Annotated in this window: 21 protein-coding genes; 15 read left to right on the top strand and 6 right to left on the bottom strand. The window is 39.8% G+C overall.

What is annotated here, in order from left to right; genetic code table 11:
- Positions 1 to 27 precede the first annotated feature (27 nt).
- On the top strand, positions 28 to 918 hold the full coding sequence (locus tag ADH02_RS02640) for an alpha/beta hydrolase family protein (RefSeq protein WP_048782373.1): 891 nt from the start codon (positions 28 to 30) through the stop codon (positions 916 to 918).
- A 33-nt stretch (positions 919 to 951) separates the two neighbouring features.
- Here the strand turns inward: ADH02_RS02640 and ADH02_RS09695 are convergent, their stop codons facing one another.
- Together ADH02_RS09695 and ADH02_RS02635 are read right to left on the bottom strand one after the other, a co-directional pair.
- Positions 952 to 1,074, bottom strand: coding sequence for a hypothetical protein (locus ADH02_RS09695; RefSeq protein ID WP_275043190.1), 123 nt, complete (start codon positions 1,072 to 1,074; stop codon positions 952 to 954).
- 287 nt (positions 1,075 to 1,361) lie between these two features.
- On the bottom strand, positions 1,362 to 2,249 hold the full coding sequence (locus tag ADH02_RS02635; RefSeq protein WP_048782371.1) for a LysR family transcriptional regulator: 888 nt from the start codon (positions 2,247 to 2,249) through the stop codon (positions 1,362 to 1,364).
- A 171-nt stretch (positions 2,250 to 2,420) separates the two neighbouring features.
- Here ADH02_RS02635 and ADH02_RS02630 point away from each other — a divergent pair, with 171 nt between their 5' ends.
- The 14 genes from ADH02_RS02630 to ADH02_RS02565 all read left to right on the top strand — a co-directional run bounded on the left by ADH02_RS02630 (position 2,421) and on the right by ADH02_RS02565 (position 19,064).
- The gene (locus ADH02_RS02630) at positions 2,421 to 3,860 is read left to right on the top strand and encodes an SLC13 family permease (protein WP_048782369.1); all 1,440 of its coding nucleotides are present in this window, start codon (positions 2,421 to 2,423) and stop codon (positions 3,858 to 3,860) included.
- Between the two features lie 15 nt (positions 3,861 to 3,875).
- Positions 3,876 to 5,111: a 2,3-bisphosphoglycerate-independent phosphoglycerate mutase gene (locus tag ADH02_RS02625; protein ID WP_048782367.1), complete on the top strand. Its 1,236-nt coding sequence runs from the start codon at positions 3,876 to 3,878 to the stop codon at positions 5,109 to 5,111.
- Positions 5,112 to 5,479: 368 nt separating this feature from the next.
- On the top strand, positions 5,480 to 5,737 hold the full coding sequence (locus tag ADH02_RS02620; RefSeq protein ID WP_048782365.1) for a hypothetical protein: 258 nt from the start codon (positions 5,480 to 5,482) through the stop codon (positions 5,735 to 5,737).
- Positions 5,688 to 5,972, top strand: a complete 285-nt coding sequence (locus ADH02_RS02615; protein WP_065427006.1) for a helix-turn-helix transcriptional regulator — start codon at positions 5,688 to 5,690, stop codon at positions 5,970 to 5,972. The genes ADH02_RS02620 and ADH02_RS02615 overlap by 50 nt, the downstream gene beginning before the upstream one ends.
- A gap of 40 nt (positions 5,973 to 6,012) precedes the next feature.
- Positions 6,013 to 9,798 (top strand): hypothetical protein, encoded by a 3,786-nt coding sequence (locus tag ADH02_RS02610; protein WP_048782363.1) that lies wholly within the window; start codon positions 6,013 to 6,015, stop codon positions 9,796 to 9,798.
- A gap of 267 nt (positions 9,799 to 10,065) precedes the next feature.
- Positions 10,066 to 10,605: a sigma-70 family RNA polymerase sigma factor gene (locus tag ADH02_RS02605; RefSeq protein ID WP_048782361.1), complete on the top strand. Its 540-nt coding sequence runs from the start codon at positions 10,066 to 10,068 to the stop codon at positions 10,603 to 10,605.
- A 70-nt stretch (positions 10,606 to 10,675) separates the two neighbouring features.
- Positions 10,676 to 10,885, top strand: coding sequence for a hypothetical protein (locus ADH02_RS02600; RefSeq protein WP_048782359.1), 210 nt, complete (start codon positions 10,676 to 10,678; stop codon positions 10,883 to 10,885).
- 21 nt (positions 10,886 to 10,906) lie between these two features.
- Positions 10,907 to 11,161: a DUF2922 domain-containing protein gene (locus ADH02_RS02595; RefSeq protein WP_048782357.1), complete on the top strand. Its 255-nt coding sequence runs from the start codon at positions 10,907 to 10,909 to the stop codon at positions 11,159 to 11,161.
- A 120-nt stretch (positions 11,162 to 11,281) separates the two neighbouring features.
- Positions 11,282 to 11,686: a phage holin family protein gene (locus ADH02_RS02590; protein WP_048782355.1), complete on the top strand. Its 405-nt coding sequence runs from the start codon at positions 11,282 to 11,284 to the stop codon at positions 11,684 to 11,686.
- 1 nt (position 11,687) lies between these two features.
- Positions 11,688 to 12,551: an N-acetylmuramoyl-L-alanine amidase gene (locus tag ADH02_RS02585; protein WP_048782353.1), complete on the top strand. Its 864-nt coding sequence runs from the start codon at positions 11,688 to 11,690 to the stop codon at positions 12,549 to 12,551.
- A 242-nt stretch (positions 12,552 to 12,793) separates the two neighbouring features.
- Positions 12,794 to 14,398: a site-specific DNA-methyltransferase gene (locus ADH02_RS02580; RefSeq protein ID WP_048782351.1), complete on the top strand. Its 1,605-nt coding sequence runs from the start codon at positions 12,794 to 12,796 to the stop codon at positions 14,396 to 14,398.
- Positions 14,398 to 16,620 carry a DEAD/DEAH box helicase gene (locus ADH02_RS02575; RefSeq protein ID WP_048782575.1) on the top strand — a complete coding sequence of 741 codons (2,223 nt, stop codon included), beginning with the start codon at positions 14,398 to 14,400 and terminating at the stop codon, positions 16,618 to 16,620. The genes ADH02_RS02580 and ADH02_RS02575 overlap by 1 nt, the downstream gene beginning before the upstream one ends.
- Before the next feature lie 173 nt (positions 16,621 to 16,793).
- Positions 16,794 to 17,873, top strand: a complete 1,080-nt coding sequence (locus tag ADH02_RS02570; RefSeq protein ID WP_048782350.1) for a hypothetical protein — start codon at positions 16,794 to 16,796, stop codon at positions 17,871 to 17,873.
- Positions 17,874 to 18,140: 267 nt separating this feature from the next.
- Complete coding sequence (locus ADH02_RS02565; RefSeq protein ID WP_152903883.1) at positions 18,141 to 19,064, top strand: hypothetical protein; 924 nt, start codon at positions 18,141 to 18,143, stop codon at positions 19,062 to 19,064.
- A gap of 414 nt (positions 19,065 to 19,478) precedes the next feature.
- Here the strand turns inward: ADH02_RS02565 and ADH02_RS02560 are convergent, their stop codons facing one another.
- The 4 genes from ADH02_RS02560 to ADH02_RS09650 all read right to left on the bottom strand — a co-directional run.
- Positions 19,479 to 20,243: a class I SAM-dependent methyltransferase gene (locus ADH02_RS02560; RefSeq protein WP_048782346.1), complete on the bottom strand. Its 765-nt coding sequence runs from the start codon at positions 20,241 to 20,243 to the stop codon at positions 19,479 to 19,481.
- A gap of 183 nt (positions 20,244 to 20,426) precedes the next feature.
- Complete coding sequence (locus tag ADH02_RS02555) at positions 20,427 to 21,590, bottom strand: galactokinase (protein ID WP_048782345.1); 1,164 nt, start codon at positions 21,588 to 21,590, stop codon at positions 20,427 to 20,429.
- A gap of 429 nt (positions 21,591 to 22,019) precedes the next feature.
- Complete coding sequence (locus tag ADH02_RS02550) at positions 22,020 to 23,372, bottom strand: MATE family efflux transporter (RefSeq protein ID WP_048782343.1); 1,353 nt, start codon at positions 23,370 to 23,372, stop codon at positions 22,020 to 22,022.
- 514 nt (positions 23,373 to 23,886) lie between these two features.
- Positions 23,887 to 24,078: LPXTG cell wall anchor domain-containing protein (locus ADH02_RS09650; RefSeq protein WP_048782342.1), on the bottom strand; the 192-nt coding region annotated here is incomplete at its 5' end.

Below are 24,078 nucleotides of genomic sequence, written 5' to 3'. Positions count from 1 at the left end.
CCTACCAAAAATGAAAGTTGGACATGAATGAAAAAAGGATTATTAGGAATTGGCGTGGCGCTACTACTCGCAGCGTGTGGAACGACAACAACGAACCAGGCGACCACCGCGCAGACGCCGCAAACAACACAAGCACCGCATGTCGAAGTAAAGACAGACGGCACGTATACCGTAAAAGAATATGATTTTGATAGTAATGGCAAGGACATCTACGCCCGTGCTTTTGTTCCAGACGCGAGCGGACGCGTGCCCCTCGTGATTTTTAGCCACGGACTTGGCGCCAACGTCGAACACGAGGAAGAAGTGCAGAAGACATTGGCCAAGGCTGGCATTGCGGTCTTCAGCTTCGAATTCGCAGGAGGCTCGTCTTCATCGGTTCCGATGAGTGAAGGATTGACGACCGAGATGTCTGTTCTAACCGAAGTGCAAAACTTGAAAGACGCCATCCGTATCGCAAGCGGCATGGAATATGTCGATCCGCAGAAAATTTATCTGATGGGAAGTAGCCAGGGTGGACTCGTCACGGCACTTGCCGCAGAAGAAGTGACCAATATCGCAGGCCTCTTCTTGTTCTATCCTGCATTTTCACTGCCGGACGATATCCGAAGTAGCTTCCCGAAACTAGACGAAGTACCCGAGACCTTTAACTTACTCGGCACGAAAATCGGCAAGATTTACATCACGGACATCTACGATATGGATCCTTACGCGAACCTAGACGAGCTTGTGATTCCTGTGCATATTTATCACGGCAAAGACGACAATATCGTGCCACTCACGGCCTCTCAAAAAGCAATGAAGCGCCTAAAAGACGCCCGCCTCACAACACTGGAGGACACCGGTCACGCCTTGACGCCCGAGCAACAAGCAAAAATTGGGTTTGAGATTGCGGATGAGATTTATAATGGGATGAAGTGAAGCAGAAAAACTGGACTCAATTGAGTCCAGTTTTTATTTTAACTCTTCCTCTTTTCCAAGCGGGCCGATAACCCCTCGTGTCTTGAAAAAGAACGCGGCACCATTCCAAACCGCACTTCGCCCAATCGGACTACCAGCCCCAATACAAAGCTCCAATCCCTCCTTTGCACCAGTGCACCTTCACTCGATGCATATATAAAAAGACTGAATAAGCTCAAAATGATTACGCAAAATCCGCGGATTCTATAGTAGCAATAACGTGTTTCGCATTAAAAGTGAATTAGCAGGAGTAGTCCAAAATTGGACGTACTCCTGCTTTGAATCTTTAAAGGTGAGAGACTTTAGGCTCGAACCGGTGCAACGTTATCGCTACTATGAAGAAATCCGCAAGGATTTGGAGTAATCATATATAGAAGCTTATATAACATCGCTATTCAGTCTTTTTAAATATCTAATTCTTTCATTAAGTTCTCTACGCACTGTACAACAGAGGAGTCGAAGTCTTTGCGATAGACGAGCTGGATGTTCCGTTTTGGAGTGAAGCCATCGAGTTCGAGTTTGGAAAGGTAGCCGCTCTCCAAGTCTTTTTTTACAAGAAGCTCAGACACGATGGAGATACCGAGCCCGTGCGCCACGGCTTCCTTGATACTGTACTGGTTATCCACCACAAACGGCTGCCGATTCATAAACTCCGGCTCCCGTAACTGCTTCAACAAAAACTTATGCAGCGACGACTGACTCCCTTTCGAGATATACCGTTCCCCATTTAAGTCCTCTAGCGTGCAGTGGCCTTTCTTTGCCAACGCATGATCCGCCTTACAAATGACAATCAAAGAATCCTCGTAGACCGTCGTACTCGCAAATTGCTTCATATCGACTGGAATATATTCCGAGAAGAACGCCAGCTGGATTTTTCGGGCTTCCAAGTCCGCTAAAATCACCTTCGAGCGGTCGACCTTAATCGATACTTGATGGTCTGGGAAGGCGTCGTTTAAAAGCGGCAGGAGGGCAGGCAAAATCGTCGACCCGATAAACGGCGTAGCCCCGATAACAATTGAACGACTCGTCGTATCGGCCAATTCCCGAAGCGCGTTCAAGCCGCCGTTCATCGTTGCGACCACCTTCTTGGCCGTCTCATAGAACAGCTTGCCGTATTCGGTCAGAGTGAAGCTCTTATGCGTGCGCTCAATTAGCAGGTACCCGAGCTCTTCCTCCAGGCTCTTGATTTGTTTTGTGACATTTGGTTGCGAAGTATAGAGTTCCTCGGCGGTTTTCGTGAAGCTCATCGTCTCGCAGAGGGTTTTAAAGGTTTGTATTTTATCGATATTCATGATATCCCGCCTTTCCACACTAGTATATCATAATTATTCTAATCTGTTATACAAATGTATAACAAAATGGCATACAAAACGTTAAAAAGTGAATTGGACGCCTCCCGTTATTCTCAGTACACTGTATGTAACGTCAAGGACGAAAAAAATAAACGAAAGGTGATTATTATCATGAGTAAAGATAAAAACAAAAAATCCGCTCTGTGGGGCATTCTTCTCGCATTAGCAGCATTCCTCATTATCGTATTTATGCCGCCAATGGAAGGTCTCTCAGTCGCAGCACAACGTAGTTTGGCTATCTTTGTATCAGCACTTATTTTATGGATTGCAAAACCAATTCCAATTTATCAAACATCGATTATAGCCGTATTACTACTTCCATTAATTGGAGTCGTTGAAAAGCAAAAAGAAGCGTTTGGGACATTAGGGTACGACATCATTTGGTTAATGGTGGCCGCATTCGTATTAACATCAGCTATCAGCGAAACGAACCTCGGTAAACGTATCGCGCTCTCAATGGTCGTGAAATTCGGACGCACGAAGGTACAGACACTTGCCGTATTACTAGCGGTAAACTTCATTCTAGCTTTCTTCGTACCATCAACAACAGCTCGTGCTTCATTAATCTTGCCAATCTCAATCGTATTATTACAAATTTACAATGAGCTTCCAGGAGAATCGAACTTCGGGAAATTAATGATGTTACAAAACGTTCAAAACAATGCGTTCGCAACATCAATGGTTATGACAGCAACATCAGCACAAGTTATCGCAATTGGATTCATCAACAAACAAACAGGATCAAACCTTGGCTACATGGACTGGTTAATCGTTTCAATGCCACAAGCGATTCTTACAGCCGTAATTATCTTCTTTATCGGTGTGAAATTATACAAGGTCGGTAAAGAAGCCGGCGAAGAAGCAATGGCAAACGTAAAAGAAACGTTGAAGAAACAATTAGCAGACTTAGGACCAACTTCACCAGAAGAAAAACGTGTCGGAATCATCTTCCTTATCACTTTAATCTTATGGGCAACTGGAGACATCCAAAAGAAATATCTAGGCTTCTCAATCTCAACAGAACAAACAGCCGTATTAAGTATGTTACTCTGCTTACTTCCAGGTATCGGTGTATTAACTTGGAAACAAGCTAAAATCAAATGGGACTTAATGATCTTCTCTGCAGGGGCATATGCCGTAGGGAACGCATTTGACAACACAGGCGGAGCTGAGTGGATGATTACAAACTTAGTAAATGCCATCGGTTTAGATAAATTAAACCACGCTGCAGTAGCAGTTATCTTAATCTTCATTACTGTATTCTCACACTTAATCTTCACAAGTAAGACAGTACGTACAACAATCTTGATTCCAGCGATTATCTCAATCGCAACAACAGTCGGCATGAATCCAGTGTCACTTGCATTAACATGTTCACTTGGTATCGCGACAACGATCACTTTACCACCACACTCTAAAGTAAACACATTGTACTTCGGTACAGGTTACTTCAGCGTGTTAGACGAAGTGAAATTCGGATTACTTGCCTGCTTAGTACACTCAATCATCCTATCAGGAATGTACTTCGCTTGGATCCAATTCATCTACTAATCGGGAGGGGATACAATGAAAAAGAAAATCATCGTAGCGATTGCCGACGGTGTGGGAGATCGCCCAAACGTCGAACTTGGAGGATTAACGCCGTTACAATACGCAAAAACACCTCACCTCGATCAACTCGCTAAAGAAGGTATGACCGGGATTATGGACCTGATTTCACCAGGGATTACGGTTGGGACCGACATGGGTCACTTAATCTTATTCGGAAATCCTTCAGTCAACTACCCAGGACGCGGACCGATGGAAGCGGCAGGAGTTGGTATGGACTTACAACCCGGAGACGTTGCCTTCAGATGTAACTTCGCGACACGTGGCGATAACAATATCGTCATCGACCGTCGTGCAGGACGTATTCGTGAACGCACGAATGAACTGGCAGCCATCATCAACGGCCTACAAATCGAAGACGTAACGTTCTTATTCAAAGAAGCAACAGAACATAGAGCCGTACTCGTAATGCGCGGGGAAGGTTTAAGTGCCAAAGTCACAGACACAGATCCAAAGGCACCAAACGATGGCCATCCATTTAAACAAGCATTGCCAAAAGACGACAGCCCAGAAGCTGCCAAAACAGCGCGTATCTTGAATGAATTCTTAGAAGTTATCTATCCACTCATGGACGAACACGACGTGAATGTGGAACGCCTCGCTAACGGACAATTACCAGCGAACTTTGTGATTACACGTGGGGCTGGACAATTCTCCGTCATCGACCGCCTTGGCGAACAATTTGGCTATAAGGCTGCAGTCGTGGCAGGGGAAGATACGGTACTTGGTGTTGGACGCTTATCTGGATACGACGTGTACAAGGAAGACTCGTTCACAGGAAATATGGATACAAACGTGAGACGGAAGGCTGAAAAAGCGTTAGAGATGATCCAAGATCACGACCTAGTCTACGTCCACTTGAAAGTGACAGACGTGAAAGGGCATGATAACAAACCATTCGAGAAAGCTAAAGGAATCGAGCTCTTCGATGAAATGGTCGGCATCTTGATGGAAAATAGACCTGAAAACACACTGATTGCGCTTTGTGCAGACCACTCAACGCCTTGCGAAAAAGGCGAGCATAGTGGTGAGCCTGTGCCAATCGTCATCTCAGGACCTGGCATCCGCCGAGACAAAGTCGAACACTACGACGAAATCTCTTGTGCCGAAGGTGCCATCAACCGCATCAAAGGCCGCGAATTTGTCTGGACATTGCTCGATTATCTAGAAGTGGTGCCGAAACAGGGGAACTAGCATCGAATATAATAAAGTTGAGAAACCAGGGTTAGAGCCCTGGTTTTTTGTATTTGGGATGATAAATTATTCATCACTTTTTATGTATCCAATAGAAAGAAAAAATTGAAAAAATAATCAAAAAAATTTATTTCCTCAAAAATCCTATTGCTATAAGGTTTATAGCAGGTTATAATTAAGTGTAAACGCTTTTATAAAAATGCCTTGCTAGGGAGGGGAAGAAGCACCTGTTCAGGTACAAGAGTACGTTTTAGGCTTAATAATAAGGATTTTGGGAGAATGTTTTTTGAAAACAAAGGAGACGCTTAGCTGCCCGAAATTCACTTATAAGTGAATTTTGGGATTCTGCATAATTGGGAGGTGTTTTTATGGCAAAATATCGAGTAACAAAGAAGATGATTGACGAAGTAGAAGGCTTAACGTACGAGGAACAAGTCAAAGTTTTTGCAGTATTAATGATATTACAAGAAGAAGGACTTTCTCCAGAAGTACGTGAAAAATGGGAACGAGGAAAACAAGGGAAAAGATGTTTAAGGATTCCAATTAGTCGAGAAACAGAAGAGGGGGAAACTGAAGATGACCTACCTAACAAAAAGGTTAAATGCATTGAAATCCCGCTGCCCTGAATTTAAGCAAAATCTACTTGAAGAATATCACCTTCAAAAGATATCTCTAAGGGTTATTGAACTGCGACTAGAATTAGGCTTATCTCAGAAAGAGATGGCAGATGCTTTAGGAATGATAGAGTCGCAATACTGCAGATTAGAAAAAGGTAAACACAATCCAACAGTGCTTTCATTGATAGAAATAGCAGATTCATTTGGATTCGATCTAGATATAAAATTAAAAAAGAGAAAATAGAAATATATTTTTCAAAAAAGGAGATGGAAATAGTTAAGTTATGGGTAAAACAGAAAATATGAAAACTAATGAAACAACATTTAATTCACTAACTCCGGATATTCTTGACGAGAATAAAAAAGTATACACAGATGCTCTTGATTATGCATTTGGAAATTCTGATATAAGAAATATAGCAATTACAGGAGTTTATGGAGCAGGAAAAAGTACGGTATGGAATACATACAGAAAATATAAATTAAGTAATCCAGAGGAGAATACTTTCAAAAAAATAATAACGGTCTGCTTGGGAAAGTATGAAGATAAGTCTGATGAAAAAAGGGAAGATAGTTCTGATGAAAAAAGGGAAGATAGTTCATTAGAAGATGATGAAAACTATTCTAATAATAACAAAAAAGATAAAGTGCTTGATAATAGGGTTGAAAGACAAATAATAAATCAAATATCAGCACAAATTAAATCGAGTGATATTCCTTTGAGTAAGTATAAATTTAAAGGAAACTTATCGGGATGGAGTTTGTGGGCTAATATAATTTGTACAATCTTTATAAGTTGTTCCATTCTATTTATGGTGTATTTAAAGAATATATTCATATATTTAAGAGGATTATTAGGAGATTATTTAGCAATTATAATAACAGCTGTCTTATTCACTATGTTATTTATTGTCCCTGTCAGTTACTATTTGTTTCATTTTTATAAGAAAAATAAAGTGAAATTTTCGAAAGTCAATTTTAAAGTTGCTGAGGCGCAATTTACCGAGATTAACGATGATGAAACTGTTCTTGAGCGTGATATGAAGGAAATAGTTTATCTCTTGAGTAGTTCAAATACTAGTATTGTTGTATTTGAAGATTTAGATCGCTACGATAGTGTTGATATATTTGTAAAATTAAAAGAACTAAATTTTCTTTTGAATGCTTATTTGGAAACGAACCAGATGAATAGAATAGTTAGGTTTGTATACTTAATAAAAGATGGCCTTTTTTATTCAGAAGATAGAACTAAATTTTTTGATTTTATTTTACCAATAATTCCTATAGTGAACTCAAAAAATTCAGAAAATCATTTGTTAGAATTAATAAATTTTGTAGGTATTGAAGAAGATGAGCGTGGAGTAAAAGAGTTAAGCAAAAAAACTTTATGGAAACTTTCGCTTTATATTGATGATATGAGAATTTTACGAAATATCGTTAATGAATACACAATATATTCAGCTGTTTTACCAATTAGAGAAATTGAGTTGGATAGAAATAAGTTGCTTGCTTTAGTTGTTGTTAAAAATATATTTCCTCATGAATTTGATCTTTTACAAAAAGATCAAGGATACATTATTGATGTATTTAATAAATTAGAGACAGAAAAAGAAAATAACGCAAATAAGGATAAAAAGAAATTAAAAGAGATTAACGAGAAGATTAACTTTTTAGAAAACAGATTTGAAAATGATAAATTTGAAGCAATGGCATTAATGATTCCTACAGATTTATATTTTGACAATGAGGAGTATACTACATGGTCAGAATTGCTAAAATCATGGAGTTCGGAGAGGGGAACAAGCAAACAAATTGATTCGCGTTTTCGAATTGTTTCGGCATCTAATTATGATAGTTTCGTAAAGCAATATATACTAACAGATAATAAAGCAGTTGAATTAATTGAAAGTCTTCCGGAAGATAAAGCAATAGAAATTAATAGGTTAAAAAAAGAACGTAATCTTTTAGAAAAGAGTCTTAAGAATAAAAATATAATCAACTATACCCAACTAATACCAAAAATGAGTGATAATGAAAGGGATGCGGTATTTTTAACTAAAAATAAAACGCTTAAAAATAACCACTATTTTGGGTTAATTCGATTCTTAATAGTCGAAGGATTAATAGATGAGACATATTGGTACTATAAGGGAAATTTTGATATTAAAGATTCAAATGCACTTATGTCAAATGACATGATCTACATGAAAGGATTAATGGAAGGAAAAGAAATTGATATATTCCAAGAAGTGGAATCGCCTGAAAAAATTACACAACGATTGGAAGCTTCCGAATTTAATCGATCCAATAGTTTAAATGCCGAAATTTTAAGGTATTGTATTACAACACATCGTAATGATATTGTGCTTGCGCTTACCGATTCAGTTGTTGAAAATAATAAATTTAAAGATTTAATTCGAATTATCAAAGAGTATGAATATTTATTTCTAAAAGAATATGTAAAAATATTAGCAGAAAATAATATAGTCAATTTGGTAAGTATTTTGGAAAATAGTGCAGATGAAAATGAAACTCTACTTTTAAATTTATTGAAGGCTACTTTTTCTCTTAACAGTATTGGAATTAGCGAACTGAATCTATTTAAACCATATATCCAAAGTAACGAGAAAGTTATTAATAATATCACTGACAGTGATTTTGAAGTTTTTTTTGATAATTTAAAAAATGTAAATGTAAAATTTAACTCCTTAAAAGGAGTTGATGCTACGAAATCCCTAAAAGGTGGATTGCTAATAGAAAAGAATAGATTATATAAGATGAGTATTAGTAATCTAGTTAAAATTACAAAGATGGTACTTAATAAATTTGTTCCATACGGAGGTTTATTAAATGCTATATTTGAATCTCCTCAGCTCTTCTCAACAGAAGACTATATTTTGACTGATTTTGATACAGTAGTATCTGATTATATCGATCAAAAAGCTGATACAGATAAATTTGAGAATAGTGAAGATATACTTATAAAAATTCTTAATTCATCAAAACTTTCTGTTGAACAGAAATGTAAATATCTTGAAAATAATATAGTGAAAATTTCCGAATTAAACAGATTAGCAATAGATTCAACAGATGATAAGATTTTTGAAGTGCTATTTGATAAAGATTTAATTTTCTGTTCTTCTGATAATATTAATGAATACTGGAATAGTGTAAAATCTTATCTTAATAATTTTGTTGAATATTTGAATCGAAATATAAATGCTTCAAATGCAACAGAAATATTCGGTAAAAATAAGGGTCTTTGTTATTCTATGATGCGAGACATTTCTACTAATGATATAGTGTTTGAGGCTGCTGTAAATTATGCAGAGGATGGACTTGCTGAAATTGGCTCTGATTTTAAGCAAGATAGAATAAGAATTTTAATAGAAAAAGATTTATTAGAACCTACAGAAGAAAATGTGAAAGTGTTGTTAGAAAAATCTTACAATGAAGAATTACTTCTTTTAGCAAATTCTTATGAGAAAGAAGTTGTGGATCTCTTATCTGCTGAATCACTTTCTGAAGAACTGATATATAGTTTGATTAATAGTAATTTATCCACTAGTAGCTGTTTAATTTTAATTAAGAAGTTAAACGATGGAATTTTACTAGAAAAAGTAAATCTAAATAAAATTGATTTAATAGAAATAATTTTGGATCAAAGTATATCTCCAGAAAATATTGCTTATATTTGCAATGATTTTCAATCTTTTACTCTAAAAGAAGAGTTTATTAGACAATTAGATAATTATGGTGATTTGGAACGGCTAGATAACAAATATCTAAGTGATTCTTTCATGGAATATGTTCTTAAACAAGAATATATAGATATAGAAACAAAAATATCTTTAATAGAAACTAAGATAACAAATGACACTAAGCCGGAACAACTAAGAGAATATATCTCTCTAGTAGATGAAATTTCAGACTTAGCTACTGTGTGGGAAAACAAACAACCAGCTTTGGATAACGAATATAAGGAACAAGTAGGAGAAAAACTAATCGATAAAGAGTACGTAAAAATACGTAATAGTAAGGATGTACAACGACTTATGCTCAATAGATAATATTGAAATATAATTAATTCTAAGGACTGACTTTTGCAAGTGCAGTCCTTTTTATATTTCGACTTTTTATCCAATATGGATTCGTTATATTTACATTAGAAAGAAGACAACCGCACATTTTTTAAAATAGTTTCCAAACAGAATAACATCTACAAAAATAAGAAGTATTATTAATATATAGGAAATATTCTCGCCCCTCTTTAACTTCTTCTCCATAGTTCAATATAGAGATTAGCTAGTTTCTAATTCTATTTTAGGAGAAGAACTATGAAAGCATGGACAGAAACTGAAGAAACAACTACTCAACTTTTCGAGCAATTCGAAGGGGTTATTTATCACGTAATGAAAAAGCTTAACATTCAAAAGAATAATTCTGAATATGATGATTTCTTGCAAGAAGGACGATTACTACTATTGGAATCCTATCAAGATACTGATTCGAATCCACTTGACTCTGCGGATGCAGCCAAGCAATTTAATACCTATCTACAACGGAAATTATATTGGAAGTTTCTCAAACGCATAACTAAGAAAAACATCGAAACCGTAGAGTTTAATCAGGATTGGATGCAGGAATCGGAAAAAGATCCCTACTGGTTCGAGGTGGAATCTGATTATAAGGAATTTTTCCGAATGCTCACGAAAATTCAAATGAAAACACTGCAATATATGATGCAAAGTGATGAATCTGTTACAGAATATGCAAAAAGAATAGGGCGCACACGTTCAGCAGTGCAGCAGGATATTCTATCAATCCGAAAAAAGTTGAAAAAATTTTTAGACAAGCATAGCAAATTAGATGCCTAATTGGTTTATATAGATGTAGAAGTCATGACACTACAAAACAAAAAATAAACCAAATAAGGAGGACATAAACATGTCAGAAACATTTAATAAAGCAACATTGGAACTATTCTACCAAGATGCGGAAAAAGGGAAAGTGAAGAAATTCAAAAGTCTTCAAAACTTGAAGCAAGGGGCTACGCATGATGCGGTAATGACGGTCTCAGACGCAGTCGATACTCTTGCAAAAGAAGCGATGACATACTGCGATACAGTCGTTCGAACACGACACGACAGAAACTAATAAACAAAGGAGGGAAATATCATGGCAGATGAAACAACAACAACAGTTAAAGAGCTATATTTAGGGTTCACAGGAAGTGATGGTAAAACAAAACGTCTTGTTATTGCACATCCAGAAGATAATCTTGATGCTACGACTACTCGTGCAGCAATGAAAAAAATTGCGGATGCCAACTTGTTCGAAAAACAAGGGATCCAATTGTATACGAATGGGGAAAGCGCTAGCTATATGACTCGTATTAAGAATGAGATCTTTAACGACAAAAAGAAAAAATAAATGAAGGTTAGGAAGGTGAGCTAGAAAATTCTAAAGGGTAATTTTCTAGCAGGAATGGAGAATCATCTATTAAGGATGGTTCTCCTAACCTTCTCGAAATGATGTAAGGGAGGAAATTTTATGAAAACATCATTTTACTATTTGCAAACCGGAATTTTTACCCTCGGAGCTCTATTGGGTGGGTTCCTTGGAGGGAAAGATGGCCTCCTCTATGCTTTGTTAGTTCTTATCATTCTGGATTACATAACAGGAGTACTAAATGCTATTGATCAACGGCAGCTTTCAAGTGCAGTTGGGTATAAGGGTATTGCTCGTAAGGTACTTATTTTTGTGCTCGTAGGAACGGCAAATGTTGTAGATGTTTATATTTTGGGGAAAGCAGGAGTGTTACGAGCAGCAGTAATCTTCTTCTATATTTCGAATGAAGGAATCTCAATTCTCGAAAATGCGTCACATCTCGGATTGCCTGTTCCTCAAAAGCTTCAAAATGTGCTAAGACAACTACATCAAAAGGAGGAGAATTAAAATGATTAAAATTTTGAGAGATTTTGTAATGAAGGATAGTGGATTTTTAGAAAGTTTTGACTTTGTGGTGATCCACAATGATGCAGGGAGAATAAAACCACAACGATATATTTCTTTTCTAAGGAATCGTGATAAAGCCTTAGGAATAGCACATTTCTATTGCAACCGAGACACGATTGTTCAGGTTGTTCCAATTGAAAACATTGGCTACCATACCGGAGATTGGTGGAGTAACTGCCGTTCTGTCGGATACGAGGTTTGTGAGAGCCTATCAGCAAGCGATGAGGAATTCCTACAGAATGAAGATGTGACTCTATTGAAAGCAGCAGCGGACTTGGTAGAAGCAGGAATGCCAATCTCACGAGAGACGGTTCGACTCCATCATGAATTTGTACCAACCAGCTGCCCTCATCGGAGTATGGAGTTACATGGAGGAACTACGGAGAGTGTACGATCATATTTTATTGAAAGAATGAAATATTTTGCTTCCCTAGGAAATAATCTGATTGAGATTTTACATAACTACTTTCCAGAGGAAAAATTCCACATGAAAACATGGGTACGTCATGAAGTTTTCAATAATGATAATGAAATTGTCCAACAAGTTATTCGAGGAGAATGGGGAGTTGGCCAAGAACGAATAAAACAATTGACAGAGGCTGGGTATAATGCAGAAAGAATTCAAGAGAAAGTAAATCTTGCATTACAAGGATCTCAAATCAATGATATAAAAACGATGGATGCTCTTGCCTATGAAGTAATTCAGGGCGATTGGGGTAATGGAGAAGAACGCAAAGAGCGGCTGGAAGCTGCTGGGTACGATTATGATGCAGTTCAGCAAAGAGTCAATGAAATATTGGGATAAATTAGAGCCTACTGATGAAGATGTCAGTAGGCTATTTTATTTTCATAGTGAATCGGAATTATTACCTTGTTTTAGAAGAGTGAAAATAGGATGAAGGAAATATTCCTAAGTTGGTTGAAACCAGAAAGTGATGTTTTTAGATAGGATACCTCTTTTTCAGAAAATGCTTTCATGGTATACTTAAAAAGTATATTTCAAAAAATGTTAAAAATAGACTGAATTTAAAATGGAGGTAGTTTCTAATGTCAGAAGATTTCATTGAACGTCCACGAAAAAATGAAAAAGATGGCGCAATCCAATATGTTAAACAACTCTTGGAACAGGCTCTTGAGGAGCATCGTAATGAAGATGTCAATAAACTAGAAGAAGTTTTTCGCCTATTACAAACTAAAAAGTACGGTCTAGTTTGGGAAGAGCATGCGGAAATCGTTGAAGAAGAAATGAAAACAAAAATACCTGTCTTCGTGGAAGCTGTAGAGAAAAAAATAGTAGGGAATCCAGAGGTTAAAGATTATAATTTTCTTTTAGAGGGAGAAAATCTACACAGTTTACATCTTCTTGAAAAAACACATTCTGGTAAAATAGATGTTATTTACATCGATCCTCCTTATAATACAGGGAATAAGGATTTTATATATAATGATAGAATAGTGGATAAATCAGATAGTTATTCTCATTCCAAGTGGCTAAGTTTTATGAGTAAGCGATTGAAAATTGCTAAACATCTGCTTTCTGATTCAGGAGTTATTTTGGTTAGTATTGATGAAAATGAACATAGTCAGCTCAAACTATTGATGGATGAGATTTTTGGGGAACATAACTTTATAGAGACAATTGTTTGGGATAAAAAATCGTCTGCAAAAGGTGTTCCACCAAGAAATATGATGGTAGGAGTACATGAGTACATATTAGCCTATCAAGTTTCAGATAAATTTAGATTTCTGGGAGAAAAAAGAGACGAGACAGGTTTTAAGAATCCAGATAATGATCCTCGCGGACCATGGAGAGAATCAAATATAAAAAGTACAACTAAACCGCTTGAAGAAGCCTTTACTATTACTGACCCCAACACTGGAAAAGAATATACAAATACTTGGGCTTTCTCCAAAGAGTCATTAGAAAGGATGATTATTGAAAACAGGATTTTGTGGAAGAAAAACTTACCTAAACAGAAAGAATTCCTATATAATATGAGAAATTCTACAAAAGCACTAAAATCGAACTGGGGAGTATTTGATAATCAAAGGACCACTATGTTTTTAAAAAAATTATTGCCAGATGTTCAATTTAATAATCCAAAACCTTTAGAGCTGATGAAATACTTAATTGAGGTAACAGCTCCTGAAAACTCAGTGATTCTTGATTTTTTTGCAGGATCCGGCACGACTGCTCAAGCGGTTCTAGAGTCGGGAGGAAATAGGAAATTTATTCTAGCTACAAATAACGAAAATAACATAGCTCAAGAAATAACATTCGCAAGGTTGAAAAAAATATCTGAAGGAACTGAGTTTTATAAAGGTAAAGATTTTAACCTCAAATATTTTAGAACAGATTTTGTTGATAAGAACGATTTTCCAGATTTTCAACTAGAAGATGAACTTTTGAATTATATCACTCCACTTGTTGAATTAGAATTTGGAATTGATATCTCAAATCCATCTGTTCAAATCATTCTAACAGAAGAACAATTGGGAAAATTGATTAAAGAAGGAAAGTTAGAAAAAGATTCAACTCTCTTTTTGCATCCAACGGTTTTGCTCAATAATAAGGAGGCAGAATTGTTGTCAAAATTAAATGTTACAAAACAAATAATTCCTGATTATTACTTTGGAAAGGATTTATGGTAATGATAGAATTAAAAGATTTTCAAAAAAACGTTGTTGATAAACTTCTGAGTTTCACTGCTCCTGAATATGGAGTAAACGAGTTAGTAATTAAAGCCCCGACTGGTTCGGGTAAAACAATCTGTCTGCTCTCATGGATAAATGACTACATATCAACTACACATGATAATGTTGCTTTTGTCTGGTTTACTCCTGGAGCTGGAGAATTAGAGGAACAGAGTCAAGACAAGGCGAAAGCTTTTTCTGGCATCAAGGCGCAATCAGTTGATGATGCACTGCTAAATGGTTTCGATAGGGATACTGTGACATTTATCAACTACGAACGAGTAATCGGGAAAAAATCTAAAGCGATGTTAACTGATAGCGAGCGCGATAATCTTGAGGATAAGATAGAAAAAGCTTTCCAACAAGGGCGACATTTCATACTAGTTATCGATGAAGCGCATCGTAATGATACTAAAAAAGCTCGTGATGTAATTTCTCGATTTAAAGCCTCAAAAACTGTACGTGTATCGGCTACCATTGCCAATCCTCATACTCCGAAGAGTTCGGAATACTACGAAGTTACAGAAGAATCTGTTATCGAATCAGGATTGATCACAAAGGCCGTGGTAGTCAACGAGGGATTAGATATCGAATTGGACGTTACAGATGAATTCGCTCTTCTTTTTGAGGCGGCGGAGAACAAACGGAAAGAAATAGTTCATGAATACCAAAACAACGATATTCAAGGTGTAAATCCCTTAGTCATCGTTCAGTTGCCTGATAAATCAGATTCAGAAGCTGATTTAGTTTCAAGAATTGAAAATTATATTGAAAACCATCTGAAGAAAACATACGAAGACGGGAAACTAGGAATCTGGTTAGCGGATAAAAAACGAAACCACCTAGATGTGACAAAACTAGATAATCCCGTCGAATATCTAATCATCAAACAGGCAATCGCCACAGGTTGGGATGCTCCACGAGCAAAAATCTTAATTAAAATCCGTGAAAATATGGGTGAATACTTTACCATCCAAACAATCGGTCGTATTCGTCGTATGCCTCAACCACAACGAGGGCACTATAACGTTGACGTTCTAGATAATGCATATCTCTACACTTTTGATAAAGATTTCCTAACAGGAGCTTTCGTGGAAGGCGGAGCCGTTGCCCCAACGCCTATCCTTCGATTAAAAGATAGTGCTAAAGATTTAAAATTGATTAGTGAGCGTATTATCAATGAAACTGCGGAGAAAGATGAAAAAGCTATCCGCAAAAACCTCTACGAAGGATTGAAAGAAGCATGGAATCTTTCTGATGATGTTGAAGAAAATAGAATGAAAGTGGAGAATCATGGATTAATTATAGGTCGAACGATCAAGACAACGTATAAGCAGGGACGATTTGATACCCTCGATCATTCAGATCGACTACAAGATCTTGAACGCTCTGTAGAGGTGGATTATCGTGGGAATCGTCTTGATTTACTGCATGCCTTTCATGAACTAGATCGTGTGACTCACCTACCTGTATCAAAGGTTGAAGCGATTCTTAAACGTTTCTTCCTAGCTGATGGACGTCCAACAGAGGAACGCCTCCTAAAATTAGATGCACAAGAGTGGACGGCATTTATCCTCAATAACTGGCGTGTGCTCCGTGAAGAGTTTAGAAAAATTGATATAGCGAAAGCAATGACTCTAGAACTTGAAAATATCCAACAAAACGATTTTACACTTCCGTTGGAGGAACGATATACCTATAATCCTCAAATAGAAGGCAAGATTGTTCGGACAAGCGCATATGCGGGATATACTACTGCATCGATAGCAGCCAGACCTAGCCTTGTTGAAAGACTTTTCGAGCGCTATATGGAAGAACGAGAAGATGTAGATTTTGTATACAAAAATGGTGATTCTGGTACACAATATTTCTCACTAGCCTACGGAACAAACGGTGGACGAAGTCACTTCTATCCAGACTTCATTGTGAAAATGAAAAATGGAGATATTTATATCATCGAAACAAAAGGCGGAGAAACTTTATCTGGAATGGATAAGAATATTGATCCGTATGCACCAGCTAAATATGAAGCTCTTAAGGACTACGCAAAACGTCATAAGGTTAAATGGGCCTTTGTAAGAGATTATAATGAAAGCCTCTGGTATCTCAATGAAGGTAAGTGGGTAGATGAGATGACTCAAGATTCTTGGAAGCCAATTGAAATGTTGTTTGAAAATTAATAACTAAATTGATTCGGCGAGAGTTTAATAACTGTCGAAGTGCTTTAAAAGGAATTAAGCAGACACTCTCTGCTTAATTCCTTTTTTTATCTCCACCAGCACCTGCTTTTTCTTTCCCACCTATGCTATAATAATCTTGAATAGAGAAGGGTTTCATGATTGGAGGAGAGAGTATGAAGAGAAGACAAATCCTAGCATCAGCGCTTTGTGTGTTGGCGCTTGTGGCATGCAACAAAAAGCCAGAAGAGGCGGGGACGACCCAGGCAGCTACAACGGTTCAAGCGACAACGGTGGCACCGACGACGGTTGCCCAGACTGAGCACGCGACGTATTTTGAGATGTTGCAGTTGGCGTATAATGTAGCGGCCAAGGATGCGGATATTACGGAAGGATTAGCCGCGGCCAAGAAGGTCCGTGACGAGATGTTTGCGCAGTTTCCAAGCGACAAGGATGACATCGACTATGCCTATTCAGACTTGGAGCTCTTGGTTCGTTTTAATGCGACTGGATTTAGCGACTTCATGAAGCATTGGAATGCGTCGACTGGGCAGCATTTCGAGGCTTTGCACGAAGCGATTCACATGGACGGAGCGACGCTTGATGGCGAGAAGATCAAATGGAATATGATGGGCGTTGTGGCTTCAAACGACTACGATGTGATCGTGGTGGAGGCGTATTTGGATGCTGCGAAGAAAGAGGCGTTCCTCTTTGGGTACGAAGACGGAGAGCCACTGGTGCTTCATGCGACCAATGTGACGCGTGAGACCTTGCCAAAAGCAGCGTTCCAAGTTGTGAAGGACGCGGATTTACTCAAGGGCTTTACCGACAATGCGACATGGAAAGCAACCTCTAAGCCGTCTGCGAATCAATCGATTGCGGATGTGATGGCCATTTACGCGCGTAAGAAGGGCGAAGTTTATGAGCGCACGAGTCCCGCGACGCAGCGCAAGTACTATGATTTAGCCGTTCCAGACCAGCTCTTCCAATATGCAACGGTTGCTGGAATGAAGGCGAAGTTTACATGGGGAGAACTCACATTTAAACAAGGAGACGTCCCTTATGAAATCGTGGAGTGTTATGTGTCCGAATCTGGAACGACGGTGATTGTGTTTGCCAAAGTCGGCAATGGCAAAGTGATTTTAATCGGGCAAAAAGCACCAGAGACGGTGAAGAACGCGGATGGAACGATTAAGTCGGCCGTAGTGAACCTAGAACCTTACAATAGCGAAACATTATCACGTGCACTGTGGTAAGACAGGAGAATTAGAATGACAGAAGTACAACAACTCGAACAATTAATGAATGAGATGCTGCCGGGATTGCAGCTGTTTGCTAGAGATATCAACCTCACGCCAGAAGAAGCATCGAAGTTCCACGTGGGGCAGATTGTCCGTAACGCGGCCTTCACCGATGCGACGAGTCGCGTCGGGGGCATGGTGACGACGCACCGTTTCAGCATTTTATCCAACCACCTCTTTGACCTGACGAAGGCGGAGCACGGCACGAACTGGGGGCTACACGTGGCCAATCGCGACAGCCACTTCAAGGTGCTGGACATTTACGAGCATGAAGGCAAGACGCAGATTTTGCTCTTGCATTTACCGGATGATTATCGTTGGAAATGGATGGAGCATGTGAACCTGGATCTGCCGGTGGACATCGTGGCCGATAGCAGAGAACGTTTCGCCTCTAAGGCCCACGCCGAACCGATTCCAGAGGTGACAAGTCCAGAGTGGCTTGATCGATGCGGATTTGCGCCAGGACTCGACATCAAAGGCGAACTCTTCCCAAATGAAATCCCAATCGCAAGCCAAATGCAAAAAGTAAAAGACGCCTCTTTCCGTAGCTTCTATCATCAACTCGTCTACGTTCGCTGCGTGGCGCTAATCGAAGACGTGATGCCAGAAGTTGCCCAGGCAGGCGACACGGGGCTTGTCCTCTACGGATATATCGACGAAGAGGCTGGCGTTTCGTTCCAACCGCTATGGATTGCAAAAGAGGGCGAAACAACGCTAGACATGCGCCTCATTCCAGAAGAGACGATGTATCTTATCCGTCTTGCGAACCTCGATGACTGCGAGTTCTGTTCGATGAAATGGATTGAAGTGGATCCGTATATCGTAGACCGTGCAAGACGCGTTATTGCCGAAGTCTATGACACGAAGAGCAAGGAAAAAGAAGAGACACGTACCTTCCAAGGCCTTGACCGTTTCCGCCACCGCGAGCATCCCGATGACTTTGGCGTGGCTTTCTACTACGAAGACAAAACGAAGGATCCCGAACGCTTATGGGTCCGCATTTCGCGCGTGGAAGGCAACCAATGCTTTGGCACGCTCTTGATGGACTCGAAGCACCCAGACGGACCAAAAGAAGGCGATGAGATTATGTTTAAAGTTCTTCAGAACGAAAACGGCGAGCTCGAAGTTGTGTCAGTGCAAAAATAATAAAAAAGACAAAGTAACCCTCGGTTACTACATAGTGTTTATGGTAAGGCACCGGGCCAAGCCTAGGTCTTGGCTCCTACCAAGCTTCAAACTGACTCTACGGGTTACACCCTAGAGTCAGTAATTCACATTGGTTGCTCTTCTTACCATTCACACTATAGAACCGAGGGCCTTTTGTCTTTTTTTAAACTGCCTCACCTTTTTCATGTATGAGTGGAATCTCACCGTTCTTTTACCTTGAATGAAGCGCACCTTGACATTAAAGAAATTTATGGTATATTAAAGGAGCAAGAAAATAGTGAATATTTCAATCACTAAAGCCAGAAAGAGTATTGGATTTTCCACATCCAATGCTCTTTTTTTGTTTGTATTAATGCGCGCCGTCCGCGATTTGCACGATGATGTTCTATCACATTATAATTTGATGCAGAGTGTAGCGATATAGTCATTGCCATAACGGGATAATCGATGCCTTTTGTCGCACGATTCATAAAAATCGATCATCGCGAGACCGTTTTTCAATTGTCCTCGAATCTGAGTTTCTAAGGTATGGCTGAATTCATATCCGTATTCTGGATTGATGGTGATTTTGCCATCTGCTTCAAGCTCTTTTGAATTAAAAGGGATGGAAAACTTTAACAGTAATTCCTCGTCGGGTTGGTCCCATACAACGTCAGCATCATACATGTATATCCAAGGATTCATAAACCCGACCATTAACAGCCCGCCCTTTTTCAATACACGAGCGGCTTCTTTATACATGTTTTCTAAATCTTCTATATAGACATTCGAAACAGGATTAAAAATAATATCAAAGGTTTCATCTTCAAATGGGAATGGTTTTGTCATATCGGCTTGAACGGTGTTGATTGTTAAGCCTTCTCTTTTAGCAACCATCGCATCTTTTTGTAATTGTGATGTCGAAAAATCCATTATGGTGACATCATAACCTTTTGCGGCAAAAACGGGGCCCTGCTGACCGCCACCACAAGCTAACCCTAATATCTTTTTCCCGCTGGCTTTTTCAAACCATTCTTCCGGAACTTTTTTTCCAACCGTTAATGCAACAGAAATTGGATGTTTCTTAGCTTCTTCTAATTCTTCATGTGTTACTGGCTCGGTATAGGCATTTTTCACATTATTCCATCTATCTTGATTTAATTTTAAATAATTGCTCATCTCTCATCACCACTTTCCGTCTTCTCAGGTTCATTATACTATTGCTAGGAAAAGTAGGGAAGTGTCCACTAATTTACTTGATTATAAAAATAAGTATGCTATAGTGAAGGGGTAGATAATAAATACCTTCACAGAAAGAGCATTGGATTTTCCACATCCAATGCTCTTTTCTTTTTATTTAAATTAATGCGCCCCGTCTGCTATTTCGGCAATGTAGAAACTTGGAGCGTAGCCAATCTCTTTAGTATAAACTTTGGCAACGTTGGCTTTAAAGGCATCGATATGATCCTTATGCACCAGCGCGATGGCACAGCCGCCAAATCCAGCCCCTGTCATACGAGCACCAAGAACGCCTGCTTGTTCCCAAGCGGTATGCACGAGCGTGTCGAGTTCCTTACCGGTTACTTCGTAGTCGAGTTCAGTCGAGAGATGGCTCTCGTTCATCAGACGTCCGAAGTGAGCGAGGTCGCCTTCTTTTAAGACACGTGTCGCAAGCACCGTCCGTTCGTTTTCACTAACGGCATGACGAGCACGTTTCACAAAGAGTTCGCTAGATAGGTGATGCTTCAACTCATCGAACTGATCGATGGTGAGGTCTCCCAAGGTTTCGATAGCCACATGCTCTTGTAGTTCCTTCAAGGCAATGCGCGTTTCGGCAAAGCGTTCGTTGTATTTCGAATCGGCCAGTTCGCGGCGTTTATTCGTGTTCATAATCACGATACGATAGTCGCCGAGTTTAACAGGAACGAGTTCATACTCCAGCGTTGCACAGTTGAGGAAGATGGCGTGGTCCTTCTTGCCCATCCCTACAGCGAACTGGTCCATGATGCCGGAATTCACACCAATGAAGTCATTTTCCACACGTTTCCCAACCTTCACGAGACCCAGCGTGTCGATGCCTAGAGTATATACTTTGCGAGCGATGACGCCCACGAGCAGCTCGAATGAGGCTGACGATGAGAGGCCCGAGCCGTTCGGGATGTTTCCGTAAAATGCGATGTCCATGCCGTGCGGAAAAGCGAAGCCGAGATCCGCCAAGTACACGAAAACGCCCTTGACATAGTTCGCCCACGAGTCACTGCCCCTGTAAGCCATGTCGGTCATATCGAGCTCGCGTATACCATCCTTCGGAAAATTGTCCGAATAGAGACGGAGCCTCTTGTCCGACCGTGGCTTCACCCACGCATAAGTCCCCAGCGTAATCGCGCAAGGAAAAACGTGCCCGCCATTATAGTCGATATGTTCCCCAATCAAATTCACACGCCCCGGAGCAAAAAAGCTCTCCTCAGGCTCCGTGCCATATACCTCCACAAACGTCTGTCGTAATTGTTCTGTAATTTGTCCCATCTCATCACCACTTTCTGTTTATTCACCTTCATTATACGCCAAAATCTTGGTAAAAAAAGAGGTGTTGTGGATTTTCAAAAAGAAATCCAACAACACCTAAAAATCGTCCAGCAGCATTCCTTCTATGACAGCATCCTTTTGAAGCACTGGCTAACTTGAAGTTTCCCTCTGTGCCGATAATTAGCGTTAGAGAGGGCTATTCTTTCTTCTTGCGTCATCTCTCAGAGTAAGAAGCGCTGAAAAGAGACAAAAATCCCTCGGTTCTATAGTGTGAATGGTAAGGAAGAACAACCAATGTGAATTACTGACTCTAGGGTAAGACCCGTAGAGTCAGTTTGAAGCTTGGTAGGGCTGAGATTTAAGCTCAGCCCGGTGTCCTTACCATCAACACTATGAAGAAACCGAGGGTTTTATTTTGTCTCTTTTCTATTAAAATATTTCATGCCTTACTTCTTTAATAAGCGGATGGCGCAAGAAGGCATATGAAAGATAAATCGCCATCAAACACCAGATAATCGGCTCCGAGAAAATCACTCCAAGATACCCAGTGCGCGGAATGATAAAAATTACAAAAATCACCTTTCCCACCAACTCAATAAAGCTCGAAACCAATGGCGTTACCTTTTGCCCTAGCCCTTGCAAACTATTTCGTAAAATCAATAGAAGCGCAAGCGGAATATAAAACGCTGACCCGATACGGTTGTAGAGCGCCGCATTTTCCAGAAGTACAGAGTCGCTTGAACCAGAGATGAGTTCATTTAACGCAGGACTTGCAAAGAACAAGAAGATGCATACCAGAATTGCCCAGCCGAACGCTACGAGACTTCCTTGACGAATGCCTTTCGCGATACGGTGCGGTTTGTTTGCCCCGAAGTTTTGCGAAGTGAAGGTCGTCATCGCTGCCGCAATCGCCGCGAATGGGAGTGTCGAGAACGCGAAGATGCGTCGTGCTGACGTTTGCGCGCTGATGATGACTGGTCCGAGTGCGTTGATAGAAGATTGAAGCATCACGGATCCAATCGATACGATGGACGACATGAGTCCCATGGCTAGGCCTTGGCTGAGTAAGTCCATGTATAATTCGTCGTCGCGTACGAAATCACTTTTTGCTGGAATCAAGAAGCTGGCGCGTTTTTTAATATAAATAAAGCAGAGGACGGCCGATAAGCCTTGTGCGATAATCGTCGCAATCGCCGCTGCCGCAACGCCCATGTTGAACGTTGTAATGAGTAAGATATCTAAAAACACGTTCACGACCGCTGAGAAAATCAGGAAGTAGAGTGCCGCCTGACTGTCGCCGACTGCACGAAGTAGACCCGCACAGAGGTTATACGCGAAGGTCACAGCAATACCGATCACGACAATCGAGATATACTCATACGACTGATTGATGATACTCTCAGGTGTTCCAAGGAACTGAAGGAGAGGATACATGCCGAAACTTCCGATAATGGCCACAAGCAGACTGAGAAAGGCGCCGATGACAAGAGTTGCTCCAACGGCACGTTTCAAGAGACGATGATTATTGGCGCCGTAATAGCGTGCGATAATAACGCCCATCCCGTTTCCGACTCCAAGCGAGAAGCCGACGATGAGTTCAAAGATGGCGGCTGTGGCTCCAACCGCTGCCAGCGCATCCTGCCCAAGGAACCTCCCTACAATCATGATATCGGCAGTGTTGTATAGTTGCTGGAATATGTTTGAAATGATAATTGGGATTGCAAATGCAATAATGGACCGCAAAATCGGCCCGTCTGTTAAGTTGATTGCTGTTTTTTTCATAAAGGAAATTATACTCGTAACAGTTCATATGGTCAAGCGTACCAACGGTCCGAAAAGATGACTCCGAACTCTTGCGGATTTTCGTTATACATACCGTAACGTTGCACCGGTTCGATTCTCGAAGAGTCTCTCACCTTTACAGCCTCAAAGTTGGCGTAGGGAATAAATTCCAACGCCAACTAATTCGCATGTAATGCTAAACACGTTACGGTTTGTATAACATCCGCAGGTTCTCCGTCATCTTTTCTTGTGCTTTTTAAGAAGCGAGCATAATGGCGATGAAAATAGGGCTAAACTAACAGAGGATTATGAGCACATTATTGCATTTGGAATCCCGGCGGAGGGGGGAGAGGTGCTTGGAGGTAGATAGAATCGCCTAACTTATTTTCAAATCGCCTAAAAATGAGGAAAAATTAGGAGAAAAAGAATCTCATTGATATGTACTTCCTATACTGGGAAGCGCAAAAAAAGCTAGCAGATTTTTCTGCTAGCTTTTTAAATAGGTTTGTTTAGATTAGTTTTGTTCTGCTTTTTTAGAAACGAGAACGAACATCGCAGAGATTGTTACGATGATTCCTGCTAGAATTACGGCTGTGTTGTTTGATGTACCAGTATTTGGTAACTCTGGTCCAGGTGTTGTAGTAGGAGCTTCTGTAGTCGTAGGAGCTTCCGTTGTAGTAGGAGCTTCCGTTGTAGTAGGAGCTTC

Source organism: Streptococcus sp. 263_SSPC (assembly GCF_001071995.1).
In the GTDB taxonomy this organism is placed as follows: domain Bacteria; phylum Bacillota; class Bacilli; order Lactobacillales; family Aerococcaceae; genus Granulicatella.
The sequence above is the reverse complement of the archived record's forward strand: the minus strand, read 5'-3'. Positions and strand labels throughout refer to the sequence as shown.